The following is a 17,753-nucleotide window of genomic DNA, read 5'->3' as shown; positions in this document are numbered from 1 at the left end:
TATGTACGATTATCTTATCGTCGGAGCTGGTTTGTCTGGAGCTATTTTTGCTCACGAAGCTATAAAACGTGGAAAAAAAGTAAAAGTGATTGATAAACGCGATCATATTGGTGGAAATATCTACTGTGAAAATGTAGAAGGTATCAATGTTCATAAATATGGTGCCCATATATTCCATACGTCTAATAAAAAAGTCTGGGACTACGTCAATCAATTTGCTGAGTTTAACAACTATATCAACTCACCTGTTGCAAACTATAAGGGAAGTCTTTATAATCTTCCTTTCAATATGAATACTTTCTATGCTATGTGGGGGACAAAAACTCCACAGGAAGTGAAGGATAAGATTGCTGAGCAGACAGCTGATATGAAGGATGTTGAGCCAGAAAATCTGGAAGAACAAGCTATCAAGCTGATTGGTCCAGATATCTATGAAAAATTGATCAAGGGTTATACTGAAAAACAATGGGGACGTTCTGCGACAGACCTTCCACCATTTATCATCAAACGCCTTCCAGTTCGTTTAACCTTTGATAATAACTATTTTAACGACCGTTACCAAGGAATTCCTATTGGTGGTTACAATGTCATCATCGAAAATATGCTGAAAGATGTAGAAGTTGAACTTGGAGTAGATTTCTTTGCTCATCGTGAAGAGTTGGAAGCATCTGCTAATAAAGTTGTCTTCACAGGAATGATCGACCAGTATTTTGACTACAAGCACGGAGAGTTAGAATACCGTAGCCTCCGTTTTGAGCATGAAACCTTGGACGAGGAAAATTATCAAGGGAATGCTGTAGTGAACTATACAGAGCGTGAGATTCCCTATACTCGTATTATCGAACACAAGCATTTCGAGTATGGCACGCAGCCAAAGACCGTTATCACGCGTGAATATCCAGCTGACTGGAAGCGTGGGGACGAACCCTACTATCCGATCAACGATGAGAAAAATAATACTATGTTTGCTAAGTACCAAGAGGAGGCTTCAAAGAATGATAAGGTTATCTTCTGTGGACGCTTAGCAGATTATAAGTATTACGATATGCATGTGGTGATTGAACGAGCGCTTGAGGTTGTGGAGAAAGAGTTTGGATATGACAAAAAGTAGAATCAATTGGATAGATTTTGGAAAAGGCTTTTCCATATTTTTAGTCTTAGTAGGACATGTGTTGCTTGGACTGTATCAATCGGAAAGATTTCCCACAGCAAACAACATACTATCATTGTTGATAGCACAAGTCTACATATTTCATATACCAGTATTTTTTGCCTTATCAGGATACTTTTTCAAACCTGTGTCGGATTTGAAGGAGTTCTGGCAATATGCTAAAAAGAAGACAATTGTTTTTGGTCTGCCATATATTTTCTATTCGATCATTCACTTTGGTCTTCAAAAAGTTGCAGGGGCATCTGTTCGTGTTCCTACAACCATATCTGATTTGCTAAATATCTATAAAGATCCTCTTGGGGTTTCGTGGTATTTATATATACTCTGGTCGATTTTGATAATCTATGGATTATTGTCTATTTTAGTCAAAAATCGTAGAATGTTATTTTTGATAAGTGTTTTCGCTTATTGTTTAACTCTATTTGTTCAAACAGATATTTATATTATTCAAAGAACGCTAGTTTGGGGGCTTTGTTTCTTTCTTGGCAGTGTATTGAGTGAAATTCACTTTGATAAAATTAATTTGAAAAAAATTCTTTTTTTCTTTGTGCTATTTGATTTTATTTATATGTTCGTTTGGTTCTTGTTTTATGAAGTAGGGTCTAAGAAGGATTATGTTAGCTATAGTAACCCAGGTTTGTGGGGGATTGCTTTTATTGTCTGTGTATTGGCTGCTTTTGTGATTTTTCCTAAAATGGAGAAAAATTTCCCTAAAACTTTCCTATATTTCACTAAATACGGGAAAGATAGTTTAGGTATCTATATTCTTCATGCACCAATTTGTAGCATGATTCGGATTCTAATGTTGAAAGTGGGGATAAACTCAGTTTTTCTTCACGTTGTTGTTGGGATTGTCTTGGGTTGGTATTTATCCATACTGGCAACTTATATATTGAAAAAAATTCCATTTTTGAATATTGTTTTATTACCACAGAAGTATATTAAATTAAAATAAATTATTTTGACTTTATAATGTGGCTCTTTGTCAACTAACATCTGGGGAGGACAATCACTGTCTTCTCCTTTTTGCTTTTTCAGAATATACTAAACTAACCTAAAAATTCTGAAAATTCTGTTGACATCTTTTTGAAAAGAGTCTATAATGGAGAGAAAGTTTTAAAGGAGAAAATGATGAAAAGTTCAAAACTATTTGCCCTTGCGGGTGTGACATTATTGGCGGCGACTACTTTAGCTGCATGTTCTGGATCAGGTTCGAGCACTAAAGGAGAGAAGACATTCTCATACATTTATGAAACAGACCCTGATAACCTGAACTATTTGACAACTGGTAAGGCTGCGACAGCAGATATTACCAGTAACGTGGTTGATGGTTTGCTAGAAAATGATCGTTACGGGAACTTTGTGCCGTCTATGGCTGAGGATTGGTCTGTATCCAAGGATGGATTGACTTACACTTATACTATCCGTAAGGATGCAAAATGGTATACTTCTGAAGGTGAAGAATACGCGGCAGTCAAAGCTCAAGACTTTGTAACAGGACTAAAATATGCTGCTGATAAAAAATCAGATGCTCTTTACCTTGTCCAAGAATCAATCAAAGGATTGGATGCCTATGTAAAAGGGGAAATCAAAGATTTCTCACAAGTAGGAATTAAGGCTCTGGATGATCAGACAGTTCAGTACACTTTGAACAAACCAGAAAGCTTCTGGAATTCTAAGACAACAATGGGGGTAATGGCTCCAGTTAACGAAGAGTTTTTGAACTCTAAAGGGGATGATTTCGCCAAAGGGACTGATCCAAGCAGCATCCTATACAATGGACCATTCTTGCTCAAATCGATTGTAGCCAAATCTTCTGTTGAATTTGCGAAAAATCCTAACTACTGGGATAAGGACAATGTCCATATCGATAAGGTTAAATTATCATTCTGGGATGGCCAAGATACCAACAAACCAGCTGAAGCCTTCAAGGATGGAAGCTTTACTATGGCACGTCTCTTCCCAACAAGCGCTAGCTACCCAGAGATTGAGAAATCATTTAAAGATAACATCGTTTATACCCAACAGGATTCGACTACTTATTTAGTAGGTACGAATATTGATCGCCAGTCTTATAAGTATACTTCTAAGACAACGGATGAAGAAAAAACATCAACCAAGAAAGCTCTTCTAAACAAAGATTTCCGTCAAGCTCTTGCTTTTGGTTTTGATAGAACTGCCTATGCCTCTCAAGTAAACGGTGCAAGTGGTGCGACTAAACTGCTTCGTAACTTGTTTGTTCCACCTACATTTGTTCAAGCAGATGGCAAAAACTTTGGTGAGTTGGTCAAAGAAAAATTGGTGACATATGGTGACGAGTGGAGCAACGTGAACTTGGATGATGCCCAAGATGGTCTTTACAATCCAGAAAAAGCCAAAGCAGAATTCGCCAAGGCTAAGACAGCTCTTCAAGCAGAAGGTGTGAAATTCCCAATCCACTTGGATATGCCTGTAGACCAAACAAACACGACGAAAGTTCAACGTGTGCAATCTTTGAAACAGTCACTTGAAGCAACTTTGGGAACAGATAATGTAGTTGTGGATATCCAACAACTTCAAAAAGATGATGTATTGAACATCACTTACTTTGCCGAGACTGCTGCTGGTGAAGATTGGGATATCTCAGATAACGTTGGTTGGTCTCCAGACTTTGCGGATCCATCTACCTACCTTGATATCATCAAGCCATCTGTCGGAGAAAATACAAAGACTTACCTAGGATTTGACTCTGGAACCAACAACGCTGCTGCCAAGCAAGTTGGTTTGGAAGACTACGAAAAAATGGTTGTGGAAGCTGGGGAAGAAACTACTGACGTTTCAAAACGTTATGAAAAATATGCTGCTGCCCAAGCTTGGTTGACCGACAGTGCCTTGCTCATCCCAACAACTTCTAAAACTGGTCGTCCAATGTTGTCTAAGATGGTGCCATTTACTCTTCCGTTTGCTTACTCAGGTAACAAGGGTACGAGCGAAGCCCTCTTGTATAAATACCTAGATCTACAAGATAAGCCAGTAACAACAGAAGAATACCAAAAAGCCCAAGAAAAATGGATGAAAGAAAAAGAAGAGTCGAATAAAAAGGCTCAAGAAGATCTCGCAAAACATGTGAAATAACTGTTGCAGAATATAAGAAAGGATTTAGTATTTCTATTGAATGCTGAATCCTTTTTTACATTTGTAAAGAAAGATTCTAAATTTGGAGCCTCTTTTTATCAGAATAGAGAAAATTTTTGTTAATTTTACTTGTTTCCTATTGCTTTCTTAGTTATTATTTGTTATATTAAAAGCATAATTATTTTTTATTTATCAGGGTTAAGCATTGCACTTTCAGAGGAAGGAGTATTTTTTAAAAAGAAAATGTAAACGCTTACTCAAAAATGAAAGGATTTAGGAGTTTATGAATAAAAGATCATTTGAAAAACGTTGTAAATATAGTATTCGGAAATTTTCATTAGGTGTTGCTTCTGTTATGATTGGGGCTGCATTCTTTGGGACAAGTACAGTTCTTGCAGATAGCGTGCAGTCTGGCTCCACGGCGAATTTACCAGCGGATTTAGCTACTGCTCTTGCAACAGCAAAAGAGAATGATGGGCGTGATTTTGAAGCGCCTAAGGCAGGAGAGGACCAAGGTTCTCCAGAAGTTACAGATGGGCCTAAGACAGAAGAAGAGCTATTGGCTCTTGAAAAAGAAAAATCGGCCGCTTCAGATAAATTACCAGAAGGCTTAGATGGCAAATTAGATAAGGCTGAAGATAAAGGGAAAGAAGTTGATAAGGATCAATTAGCTAAAGATACTGAGAATCTCGTTCCAGAAGATGTAGCTAAAACAAAGAATGGTGAATTAAACTACGGAGCAACTGTCAAAATCAAGACACCATCAGGTGAAGGTAGTGGGATTGTCATTGGCGAAAATCTTGTTTTAACTGTCTCCCATAACTTTATAAAAGACGTTCCAGATGGCAATAATCGCAAGGTTGTTGACAATGATAATGGTGATGGGGATATCTATAGCATTTCTTATCCGGGCTTACCAGATGTTAAATTTAGTAAAAAAGATATTATTCACTGGGATCGTGGAGGTTTCCTAAAAGGTTACAAGAATGATTTGGCTCTTGTTCGATTGCGAACAGTTCTGGAAAATACGCCTGTTGAAGTAACCAAAAAGCCAGTAGTTAAGAAAATCGGAGATAAGCTCCATGTCTTTGGTTATCCAGAAGGGAAATTGAATCCGATTGTCAATACTACAGTTGATTTTGCAGAACCATATGGAGAAGGTGTCCAAGGGATCGGTTATCAAGGAGGAAAACCAGGTGCTAGTGGTGGCGGTATCTTTGATACAGAAGGAAAACTCGTCGGTGTTCATCAAAATGGAGTTGTTGGCCAACGTAGTGGTGGTATTCTCTTCTCACCTGCCCAATTGAAATGGATCCAAGATCATATGAAGGGAATTTCAAGTGTCAAACCAGCAGACTTGGAAGAGAAAGAAAAACCAGCTGAAGAAAAACCAAAAGAGGACAAACCAGCTGCTAAACCTGAAACACCTGAGAAATTGACAGCTGAATGGCAAACAGTAGAGAAAAAAGAACAACAGGGAACAGTCACTATCCGAGAAGAAAAAGGTGTCCGCTACAACCAACTATCCTCAACTGCTCAAAATGATAACGCAGGCAAACCAGCCCTGTTTGAAAAGAAGGGCTTAACCGTTGATGCTAATGGAAATGCGACTGTTGATTTAACCTTCAAAGATGATTCTGAAAAGGGCAAATCACGCTTTGGTGTCTTCTTGAAATTTAAAGATACCAAGAACAATGTTTTTGTTGGTTATGACAAAGATGGCTGGTTCTGGGAGTATAAATCTCCAACCGATAGCACCTGGTATAAGGGGGGGCGTGTAGCAGCGCCTGAGACAGGATCAATTAACCGCCTATCAATTACCCTCAAGTCAGATGGACAACTCAATGCAACGAATAATGATGAGAAACTCTTTGATACGGTTACTTTGCCAGCAGCTGTTAATGAAACTCTTAAAAATGAGAAGAAAATCGTCCTAAAAGCTGGTTCCTATGGCAATGAGCGTACAGTTGTCAGCGTTAAAACAGACAATCAAGAAGGCGTGAAAGCAGATGATACTCCTGCCCAGAAAGAAACAGGTCCGGCCGTTGACGATAGCAAGGTGACTTATGACACTATCCAGTCTAAGGTCCTCAAAGCAGTGATTGACCAAGCCTTCCCACGTATTAAAGAATACAGTTTGAACGGGCATACCTTGCCAGGACAAGTCCAACAATTCAATAAAGTATTTATCAACAAACATGAAGTCACACCTGAAGTTACTTACAAAAAAATCAATGAGACAACTGCAGAGTACTTGATGAAGCTTCGCGATGATGCTAATCTTATCAATGCGGAAATGACAGTTCGTCTGCAAGTTGTGGACAATCAATTGCACTTTGATGTGACCAAGATTGTCAACCATAATCAAGTTACTCCAGGTCAAAAGATTGATGATGAAAGAAAACTGCTTTCTTCCATTAGTTTCCTTGGCAATGCTTTAGTATCTGTTTCAAGTGATCAGGCTGGTGCTAAGTTTGATGGGGCTACTATGTCAAATAATACCCATGTCAGCGGGGATGATCATATCGATGTAACCAATCCAATGAAAGACCTAGCCAAGGGTTACATGTATGGCTTTGTTTCTACAGATAAACTTGCTGCAGGTGTTTGGAGTAACTCTCAAAACAGCTACGGTGGAGGTTCTTATGACTGGACCCGCTTGACAGCCTACAAGGAAACAGTCGGAAATGCCAACTATGTCGGAATTCATAGTTCTGAATGGCAATGGGAAAAAGCTTATAAGGGCATTGTCTTCCCAGAGTATACCAAGGAACTTCCAAGTGCCAAGGTTGTTATTACTGAAGATGCCAATGCGGATAAGAAAGTGGATTGGCAAGATGGTGCCATTGCTTATCGTAGCATCATGAACAACCCTCAAGGTTGGGAAAAAGTTAAGGATATCACTGCTTACCGTATCGCGATGAACTTTGGTTCTCAAGCACAAAACCCATTCCTTATGACTTTGGATGGTATCAAGAAGATCAATCTTCATACAGATGGTCTAGGACAAGGTGTTCTCCTTAAAGGTTATGGTAGTGAAGGTCATGACTCTGGACACTTGAACTATGCTGATATTGGTAAACGTATTGGTGGTGTTGAAGACTTCAAGACCTTGATTGCGAAAGCGAAGAAATATGGTGCTCATCTAGGTATCCATGTTAACGCTTCAGAAACTTATCCTGAGTCTAAGTACTTTAATGAAAAAATCCTCCGTAAGAATCCAGATGGTAGCTATAGCTATGGCTGGAACTGGCTAGACCAAGGTATCAACATTGATGCTGCTTATGACCTAGCACATGGCCGTTTGGCACGTTGGGAAGATTTGAAGAAAAAACTTGGCGAAGGTCTCGACTTTATCTATGTGGACGTTTGGGGCAATGGTCAATCAGGTGATAACGGTGCCTGGGCTACCCACGTTCTTGCAAAAGAAATCAACAAGCAAGGCTGGCGCTTTGCAATCGAGTGGGGCCATGGTGGTGAGTACGACTCTACCTTCCATCACTGGGCTGCTGACTTGACCTACGGTGGCTACACCAATAAAGGTATCAACAGTGCCATCACCCGCTTTATCCGTAACCACCAAAAAGATGCTTGGGTAGGGGACTACAGAAGTTACGGTGGTGCAGCAGATTATCCACTTCTAGGTGGCTACAGCATGAAAGACTTTGAAGGCTGGCAAGGAAGAAGTGATTACAATGGCTATGTAACCAACTTGTTTGCCCATGACTTGATGACCAAGTATTTCCAACACTTCACTGTAAGCAAATGGGAAAATGGTACACCAGTTACCATGACCGATAATGGTAGCACCTATAAATGGACTCCAGAAATGAAGGTTGAGCTAGTCGATGCAGCAGGTAACAAGGTTGTTGTGACTCGTAAGTCAAACGATGTCAATAGCTCGCAATACCGCGAACGTACAGTAACGCTCAACGGACGTGTCATCCAAGATGGTTCAGCTTATTTGACTCCTTGGAACTGGGATGCAAATGGTAAGAAACTTCCTGCTGATAAGGAAAAAATGTACTACTTCAATACGCAGGCTGGTGCAACAACTTGGACACTTCCAAGCGATTGGGCAAATAGCAAGGTTTACCTTTACAAGCTAACTGACCAAGGTAAGACAGAAGAGCAAGAACTACCTGTAAAAGATGGCAAGATTACCCTAGACCTTCTAGCAAATCAACCATACGTTCTCTACCGTTCAAAACAAACCAATCCTGAAATGTCATGGAGCGAAGGCATGCATATCTATGACCAAGGATTTAACAGTGGAACCTTGAAACACTGGACCATTTCTGGTGATGCTTCTAAGGCGGAAATTGTCAAATCACAGGGTGCAAATGAAATGCTTCGTATCCAAGGCAATAAGAGCAAGGTCAGCCTCACTCAGAAACTGACTGGTTTGAAACCAAATACTAAGTATGCTGTTTATGTCGGTGTCGATAACCGTAGTAATGCCAAGGCAAGTATCACTGTAAATACTGGTGAAAAAGAAGTGACTACTTATACCAATAAGTCACTCGCTCTCAACTATGTTAAGGCCTACGCCCACAATACACGTCGTGACAATGCTACAGTTGATGATACAAGTTACTTCCAAAATATGTACACCTTCTTTACAACTGGTTCAGATGTATCAAATGTTACTCTGACATTGAGTCGTGAAGCTGGTGATGAAGCAACTTACTTTGATGAAATTCGTACCTTTGAAAACAATTCAAGCATGTACGGAGACAAGCATGATACAGGTCAAGGAACCTTCAAACAAGACTTTGAAAATGTAGCTCAAGGAATCTTCCCATTTGTAGTAGGTGGTGTCGAAGGTGTTGAAGATAACCGCACTCACTTGTCTGAAAAACACGATCCATATACACAGCGTGGTTGGAATGGTAAGAAAGTCGATGATGTTATCGAAGGAAATTGGTCATTGAAGACAAATGGGCTAGTGAGCCGTCGTAACTTGGTTTACCAAACTATCCCACAAAACTTCCGCTTTGAAGCTGGTAAGACCTACCGTGTAACCTTTGAGTACGAAGCAGGATCAGACAATACCTATGCCTTTGTCGTCGGTAAGGGAGAATTCCAGTCAGGTCGTCGTGGTAGTCAAGCAAGCAATTTGGAAATGCATGAATTGCCAAATACTTGGACGGATTCTAAGAAAGCCAAGAAAGCAACCTTCCTCGTGACAGGTGCAGAAACAGGCGATACTTGGGTAGGTATCTACTCAACAGGCAACGCAAGCAATACTCGTGGAGATGCTGGCGGAAATGCCAACTTCCGTGGTTACAACGACTTCATGATGGATAATCTTCACATCGAAGAAATTACCCTAACAGGTAAGATGTTGACAGAAAATGCTCTGAAGAACTACTTGCCAACGGTTGCCATGACCAACTACACGAAAGAGTCTATGGATGCTTTGAAAGAGGCGGTCTTTAATCTCAGTCAGGCAGATGATGACATTAGCGTGGAAGAAGCGCGTGCAGAGATTGCCAAGATTGAAGCCTTGAAGAATGCTTTGGTTCAGAAGAAGACAGCTTTGGTAGCAGAAGACTTTGAAAGTTTGGATGCGCCAGCTCAACCAGGTGAAGGTCTAGAGAATGCCTTTGATGGTAATGTGTCTAGCCTATGGCATACATCTTGGAATGGTGGAGATGTAGGCAAGCCTGCAACCATGGTCTTGAAAGAACCGACTGAAATCACAGGACTTCGCTATGTACCACGTGGTTCAGGTTCAAACGGTAACTTGAGAGATGTGAAACTGGTTGTCACAGATGAGTCTGGCAAGGAGCACACTTTCACTGCGACGGACTGGCCTGATAACAATAAGCCAAAAGACATTGACTTTGGCAAGACAATCAAGGCTAAGAAAATTGTCCTTACGGGAACCAAGACATACGGAGATGGTGGAGATAAATACCAATCTGCAGCGGAACTCATCTTTACCCGTCCACAGGTAGCAGAAACACCGCTTGACTTGTCAGGATATGAAGCAGCTTTAGCTAAGTCTCAAAAATTGACAGATAAAGAAAATCAAGAGGAAGTAGCTAGTGTTCAGGCAAGCATGAAATATGCGACGGATAACCATCTCTTGACGGAAAGAATGGTGAAATACTTTGCAGATTATCTCAATCAATTAAAAGATTCTGCTCCGAAACCTGACGCTCCTACAAGCAGCAAGGGTGAAGAGCAACCACCAGTTCTTGAAGTACCAGAATTCAAAGGCGGTGTCAATGCAGCAGAAGCAGCTGTACATGAAGTTCCTGAGTTCAAGGGCGGCGTTAATGCGGCAGAAGCGGCTGTATATGAAGTACCAGAGTTCAAAGGCGGTGTTAATGTGGCAGAAGCAGCTGCTCATGAAGTCCCTGAGTTCAAGGGAGGAGTCAATGCGGTTGAAGCCTTGGTTCACGAATTGCCAGAATACAAAGGTGGAGCCAATGGAGTTGAGCCAGCTGTACATGAAAAACCAGAGTACACAGGCCCGCTAGGTACAGCAGGTGATGAACCAGCACCAACTGTTGAGAAACCAGAGTATAAGTTGACACCAACTCCACTAGCTGATACAAAGACATCAGAAATCAAAGATACTCTGAAAAATGAAGAAAGCAAGAAGACACTCCCAGAAACAGGAGAAGACCAGTCTGATACAGCCCTCTTCCTAGCAGGAATCAGCCTAGCATTATCAGCTGCCCTCTTTGCTATTAACAGTAAAAAAGAATAGATATTTATTTATTCCACAACTACATTGTTTGGATAAGTGACTTGGACTTCTATGGGAGTCAGAGTCGGAAAATGAATCAAACACCTGGAGAGGACCTCTTGGTTCTCTCCTTTTTAAAAGGAGAAATGATAACGCTTACTAGCGTAGGCGGATGAAAGGAAATAGGAGAAATATGGACAAACACTTTTTTGAGAAACGCTGTCATTATAGTATCCGCAAATTTGCAATTGGTGCAGCCTCAGTTATGATTGGTGCTAGTATCTTTGGAGCCAATATGGTTCAGGCAGCAGAAACAGCAGCGCCTTCAGAGACAGAGGGAAGTATCACTCATGTTCAAGCTCTGGATAAGTTACCAGATGATTTAGCAGCTGCGCTTGAAAAGGCGGATGCAGAAGCTGCAACAGAAGGAAATCAAGAGGGTAGTCAGGCAACCGAAGAAGGAACAAAACCTGCAGCAAGTGAGGAGGCAAAACCAGAGACAAGTCCTGCAAGTCCCAAGCCAGCAGAAACGCCGAAACCGGTTGAAACACCAAAGGCAGACAAACAGCCTGCGGAAACCACTACACCAGCAGTAAAACCAGCTGAAAAGACAATCGAAGATAGAGAAGATGTCAACCATCTCGAAGGTGCTACTGCTTCAGCAAACAACCATGAGACTGGAACTAACTTTACTGCAGATAAGGCTATTGATGGAGATGACAATACTCGTTGGGCTACGGACAAAGATGTACCGAAACCAACCTTCGAATTAACTCTTCCAAAAACTACCCTCATCAAGCATGTGGAAATTGACTGGGATCGTCGTCTTCGCAATGGGCAAAATGACCCAAATATCAAATCTTGGAGTCTCTACTACGCAGGTCAAGAAGACGTGGGCGCTAATGGAGAAAAACAATGGAAACTAGCGCATACCAAGACTGGAGACCCTGTTTTAGATGAGAAAGTAGACCTAGCTGAGAGTATCAAAGCTAAGTATCTCAAACTTGAGGTCAATGATTATCAAGCGGGAACAATGGGCTGGAGAAATGTTGGAATCCAAGAAATTCGAGCTTATTCAAACGTTCCGGACCATAGTAAGGTAACGGATATCCGCCAAGTTAACCAGTTGGATGTGGCTGAAGATGGCAAGTCTCTTGTCCTACCAAATTTGCCAGGTCAGGTTAGTCTGATTGGTAGTAACAAGCAGGGTGTGATTGACCTTCAAAATCGCATCTACCAACCTCTGACAGATCAACGTGTCAAGGTCATGGTACAACAAATCAAAGACAGCCATACTTTCACTAAGGAATTTGAAGTAGTCATCAAGGGGCTACATCAGGACGAAGGCGTGGGTGTGAAACCAAAAGTTGCACCAGCGGTCCAACAATGGTATGGGAAAGAAGGTCAATCTTCTATCACTTCAGATACAGTCCTTGCAACAGGAGATTCAGGCTTTGATCAGGCTGCAACCTTCTATCAGTCAGACCTTGCCAGCCGTGGATTGGAACTAGCAACAGGTGACAAGCAGGCTCAAAAACGAATCGAATTTAAAAAGGTTGAAAACAAGGGTTATGGTAAAGAAGGGTATGGCATCACTATCCAAAATGATGTGATTACCATCGAAGCTGCCACAAACACAGGAGCCTTCTACGCCACTCGTACTCTTCTTCAAATGGGAGAAACAGACCTACAAAATGGCGAAATTCGTGATTTCCCAAGTTTCAGCCACCGTGGCTTTATGCTAGATACAGGTCGTAAATTTATCCCTTATGACACCCTTGTAGACATCATGCTCAACATGGCTTACTACAAGATGAACGACTTGCAGTTGCACCTCAACGATAACTATATCTTCCTCAAGGAACACTTGGCAGGTAAGAATTTAACACCAGAAGAACAACTCAAATATGTCCTTGAACATGCCAAGACTGGTTTCCGTGTGGAGACAGATATTGTTGGTAAGAATGGTCAAAAATTGACATCAGATGAGCATTATACCAAGGAAGAAATGCAAAATCTGATCAAACTTGCCAAGGCCTTGCATATCAACCTAGTACCAGAAATTGACACACCAGGTCACGCCTTGTCCTTTGTCAAAGTCCGCCCAGACCTCATGTATCAAGGTAGCCTGAGCGATTATGCAGGCAAGCACAATGTCGAGCGCGTAGCTATGCTAGACCTAGATAATAAATACGATGAAACGCTGGCTTTTGTCAAATCAGTTTATGACAAACTCCTCGATGGTCCAGATGCACCGCTTCATGGCGTGTCCACTGTTCATATCGGAACGGATGAATACTATGGCAGCAGAGAAAGCTATCGTCGCTATGTCAATGACCTTATCAAATACATTAAAGGAAAAGGCTATACCCCTCGTATCTGGGGCTCGCTCAGTGCAAAACGAGGTAAAACAGCGGTTGATTGGAACGGAGTAGAGGTTGATATCTGGAGTATCGGATGGCAACGACCAAATGAAGCCATTGCTCAGGGAGCTAAGATTATCAACATCACGGATGTGCCGACCTATAGTGTGCCAAGTGGAAGTAATAGTCAAGCAGCCTACGGGGACTATGCTAACTACGAACGTCAGTACAATAGCTGGACACCGAATGATTTTAGAACAGGTGGAGGTCCACTTCTACCAGCTTCTCATCCAAGTATCCTTGGTGGTGGGCACGCAGTTTGGAATGACAATATCGACCTTCATGAGACAGGTTTGACCTCTTATGATATCTTTAAACGCTTCTTCAAGAGCATGCAAACCACTGCAGAACGCACCTGGGGATCTGACCGTGCAGCTGCGACCTTTGCAGAACGCACATTGCCAACCAGCCCTTATGCGCCACAGTCTAATCCTGAAAAAGCAATTGCTTCAGAAGAACTATTCAACATCACTCCAGACAAGGTGAAAGAATATGCAACGAAGAAAGTAACCGCAACAGAAAATGGATTGGCTTTTGAGAAAGACAGCAGTATCGAAGGCTTAGCAGGTGATGTTGGTCCAAGTCATGTCTTGAAGTTTGATGTGACTGTCACTGGAGACGGAGAACAAACCTTCTCAACAAGTGGGGACAACCGTATCTATCTAGCTGATAAAGACGGCTATCTTGCTTATCAATTTGAACAGTTCCATATCCAATTCAATAAAAAACTTGAAAAGAACAAACGTTATCAAATCTCCATCGTAACCAAACCACAGTCAACCGAAGTCTATGTGGATGGTGAAAAGATTGAACGTATCGCAAATCCAGCCCACCCTCGCTTTGCCCACAATAGCTTGGTACTACCGCTTGAAAGCATCGGTGGCTTCAAAGGAATCTTGCATAGTGCAGAGTTGTCAGACAAACCATTTGTAAATCCTCGTTTGATTTCAAATGATAAAATTACTGCAACCGCAAGCAGTCAGCAGCTTCCAGGAAACGCGACTGAAGGCGCTGTTGAAAAGGCCTTTGACAATGATCCAAATACCTTCTGGCATACTAAGTGGACTGGTGACACTGCGCCATACACTCTTACTATGACCTTGAAAGAAGCAGAAAAAGTCAATGGCTTGACTTATCTCCCACGTCCAGGTGGTGGAAATGGTGTCGTGACGCGCTACGAAATCTACGCACAAAAAGAAGGCCAAATGGTCAAGGTTTCAGAAGGAAGCTGGGACAACAACGCCCAAGAAAAAACAGTCAACTTTGCGGCGGTAGATACCAACAAGATTGAGTTGAAAGTATTGGAAGGCGTTGGTGGTTTTGCAAGTGCAGCTGAAGTTCATCTATTAAAACCTGTGAAAGAAGAGCAAGAAACGCCTGCACCAAGTCAACCAGAAAAACCAACTACACCAGAAAAACCAAAAGTAGAGCAAACAGGTGATGGAACAGTTGAATTGGCAGATCAATTCACTGCAAGTAAACCAGCTAGCGAAGACAGCATTGCCACTGCCAGCAAGAGCGATGACTATCTCAAGAAAGAGTACAAGGTCTTCCCAACTCCACAAAAAGTGACTTATGGAGAAGGAGTCACAGCCCTTCGCAAGCAAGTCAATCTGGTCATGGGTGATCAACTCGATATCTATACTCGTAATCGCTTGAAGAGTGTCTTGCAGGACAATCAAGTATCTTATACAACTGGTAAGGCAGCAATCGCTGGCGCAACCAATATCTATCTTGGAGTGCATGGACAAGGTTCACAAGCAGAGCAAAACTTGTCCAATGTTTCAGCAGGTCTCTTTGACAAGATCGACGCCTATGTCTTGAGCATCAAGGATAATTCGATTTCCATCGTCGGAAAAGACACAGATGCAGTCTTCTATGGTTTGACAACTTTGAAACACATGCTCAAGGAAAGCCAAGTGCCAGTCCTTCGCAATGTGACAGTAGAAGATTACGCAGAGCTCAAGAACCGTGGTTTCATCGAAGGTTACTATGGAAATCCATGGTCGAATGCCGATCGTGCAGAGCTCATGCGTTATGGTGGCGATTTGAAATTGAACCAATACTTCTTTGCACCAAAAGACGATCCATACCATAACAAGAAATGGCGTGAACTCTATCCAGAAGAAAAACTAGCTGAAATCCGTGAACTTGCTCGTGTCGGAAATCAAAGTAAAACACGCTATGTTTGGACCATCCATCCATTCATGAACAACCGTATCCGCTTTGGCAATGAGGCACATTACCAAGAAGATTTGGCAACCATCAAGGCCAAATTTACCCAGTTGATGAAAGTGGGTGTCCGTGAATTTGGTATCCTTGCAGATGATGCTCCAAGCCCAGTCGGAGGCTACAATAGTTACAACCGCTTGATGCAAGATATGACCAAGTGGTTGACTGAAATGCAGGGAACTTACAGCGGTCTTCGTAAAGAAATGATCTTTGTTCCTGGCCAGTATTGGGGTAATGGACGTGAGGATGAGTTGAAATCCCTCAATGAAAATCTCCCAAGTTCAACATCCATGACCTTGACGGGAGGTAAGATTTGGGGTGAAGTCTCTGGAAGCTTCCTTTCAACTCTCAAGAACAATCTATCCGCAGGTGGCAAGACCTATCGCCCGGTTTCACTTTGGATTAACTGGCCTGTAACAGATAACTCTAAACAACACTTGATTCTAGGTGGTGGTGAGAAATTCCTTCATCCAAATGTGGATCCAAGCTTGCTATCTGGTATCATGTTGAACCCAATGCAACAGTCTGAACCATCTAAGATTGCCCTCTTTTCAGGAGCTCAATACTCATGGAAACAGTGGAAATCAGAAGAAGAAGCTAAGAAAATCAATGATATTGCCTTCAACTTTGTAGAAAATGGTCATTTTGAAGATAGCAAGGTATCAGCAGCCTTCCGTGAACTTGGCAAGCACATGATCAACCAAAACATGGATAATCGTGTCGTCAAACTAGAAGAATCTGTAGACTTGGCTCCAAAATTAACAGACTTCATGACCAAGCTCAAAGCAGGTCAGGATGTGACTGCCGAACGTGCAGCCTTGCGTGCAGAATTTGCCAAAATTAAAGAAGCAGCCGAACTCTATAAAGCATCAGGCGATAAAAAAATGGTTGCCCAAATCCACTATTGGTTGGATAACGCAATCGACCAAATGAATGCTCTCGATGCCTTCCTTACAGGAACTGAAGCCATGGCTACAAACGATGCAGCCAAACTCTGGGATAGCTACTATAAAGGTTTGAAATTGTACGAACAGTCTCAAACTCACACCTTCCATTATGTAGACCATATGGAAAAGGCTGAATTGGGTGTTCAACATATTCGTCCATTTATCCTATCCTTGAAAGAAGTTCTGGCGTCTGAAGTTCAAAAAGTCTTGCATCCAGACCAAATCATCAGTACCTTTATCACCAATCGAACAGGTGTAGAAGGTGGCTTGGCAGAAGTAACGGACGGCGATTTGGCAACTCATGCGATTATTAAATCACCAAATAGCATCAAGACAGGTGATTATATTGGTATGAAGTTCAACAAACCAGTAGCGATTCAAACCTTGACCTTTGCTATGGGAACGCAGGCAAATCCACGTGATACTTTTAGTAAGGCAGAAGTGCAGTATCAAGATGAAAACGATAACTGGGTAACCTTGAAAGAGCCAAGCTATGTTGGAAATGAATCCCTGCTTAAGTTTGAAAATCTCAATATCAAGGCCAAAGCAGTTCGCATGATTGCGACAGAGAATCGTGAGAACACATGGTTTGCAGTTCAGGAAATTGCAGTTAACCGTCCAGTTGAAAAAGCTCGTAGCCAACAAGCAACGACAGTTAGTCTAAGCTCAAACTTAGTTTACAAACTAAATACCTCAGCCCGTCAAATCACCGATGGCAAGGACAATACAGAAGCCATGATGGCAAATGCTGACGGTAGCAATACGACTCCAGTAGATGCCTGGGCACAACTTGACCTCGGTGAAGTCAAGTCAGTCACTAAAGTTCGTCTTCGCCAAGGAACGGGTGATAAACTTGCCGCAGGTGTACTTGAGTACTCTACAGATGGAACTACTTGGCAGGAACTCGATCGCTTGGCAGGTGAGCAAACCAAGGAAGTGACCAGAGCGATCAATGCTCGCTACATCCGAGTACGCAATACCAAGGCACTCGACCTCTGGTGGCGTATCCAAGACTTCTCTGTTGAGACACGCTCTGGAAACAGTGAGTTAACAGATACCAACGTGGAATCCTTGAAGGAAACGCCGGTAGTGGATAGCTTGGGCAGTTACGAGCTTCAAATTCCAGCTGGGACCAAACTCCCTGCTCATAGCTATCTAGGTAT

Annotated in this window: 5 protein-coding genes; all 5 read left to right on the top strand. The window is 41.9% G+C overall.

What is annotated here, in order from left to right; genetic code table 11:
* The first annotated feature begins 1 nt into the window (after position 1).
* Entirely contained in the window at positions 2-1,111 is a 1,110-nt protein-coding gene (gene glf, locus K1I53_RS07545) for a UDP-galactopyranose mutase (protein ID WP_223328931.1), read from the top strand.
* The gene (locus K1I53_RS07540) at positions 1,098-2,126 is read left to right on the top strand and encodes an acyltransferase family protein (protein WP_223328930.1); all 1,029 of its coding nucleotides are present in this window, start codon (positions 1,098-1,100) and stop codon (positions 2,124-2,126) included. Before glf ends, K1I53_RS07540 begins: the two co-directional genes overlap by 14 nt.
* Positions 2,127-2,302: 176 nt before the next feature.
* Positions 2,303-4,285, top strand: coding sequence for a peptide ABC transporter substrate-binding protein (locus K1I53_RS07535; protein ID WP_223328929.1), 1,983 nt, complete (start codon positions 2,303-2,305; stop codon positions 4,283-4,285).
* Between the two features lie 283 nt (positions 4,286-4,568).
* Entirely contained in the window at positions 4,569-11,009 is a 6,441-nt protein-coding gene (locus tag K1I53_RS07530; RefSeq protein ID WP_223328928.1) for a SpGH101 family endo-alpha-N-acetylgalactosaminidase, read from the top strand.
* 172 nt (positions 11,010-11,181) lie between these two features.
* The coding region (locus K1I53_RS07525; protein WP_223328927.1) for a beta-N-acetylglucosaminidase domain-containing protein at positions 11,182-17,753 on the top strand (6,572 nt) is incomplete at its 3' end.

The organism is Streptococcus oralis, assembly GCF_019929365.1.
Classification (GTDB): Bacteria; Bacillota; Bacilli; order Lactobacillales; family Streptococcaceae; genus Streptococcus; species Streptococcus oralis_BT.
The sequence above is the reverse complement of the archived record's forward strand: the minus strand, read 5'-3'. Positions and strand labels throughout refer to the sequence as shown.